Annotated in this window: 1 protein-coding gene; it reads right to left on the bottom strand. The window is 50.8% G+C overall.

The window, feature by feature from the left end; genetic code table 11:
• A partial coding sequence (locus tag BTA35_RS17615; protein WP_139363777.1) for an Ig-like domain-containing protein occupies positions 1 to 366 on the bottom strand: 366 nt, incomplete at both ends.

Raw genomic sequence — 366 nt, 5'->3', positions numbered from 1 at the left:
CGGCTTTTACATCGCCGCCGACAGTACCGGTTACGGACGTGAACTCTTTATCCGCTTCTTCGGCATTCAGTACATCGTCACCGGCAATGGTATCGATGGTAATGGAAGCGTTGATCTCGGTATCCACGGAGATATCGCGATCCGCGGTGGCGGTTTTACTATTGCCTGCACTGTCCGTTGCGGTAACCGAGGCATCAATGCTGTTATCCGCTTCCAGATCATCAGTTTTAACCGGGATACTGTAGGTCAGGTCACCAGCAGTGTTCTCTACAACATTACCGGTATAAGTTTCACCGTTAACGGTCAAAGTAACTTCATCACCGGCTTTTACATCGCCGCCGACAGTACCGGTTACGGACGTGAACT

The sequence above is a fragment of the Oceanospirillum linum genome (assembly GCF_001995095.2).
Lineage (GTDB): Bacteria > Pseudomonadota > Gammaproteobacteria > Pseudomonadales > Halomonadaceae > Oceanospirillum > Oceanospirillum linum.
The sequence above is the reverse complement of the archived record's forward strand: the minus strand, read 5'-3'. Positions and strand labels throughout refer to the sequence as shown.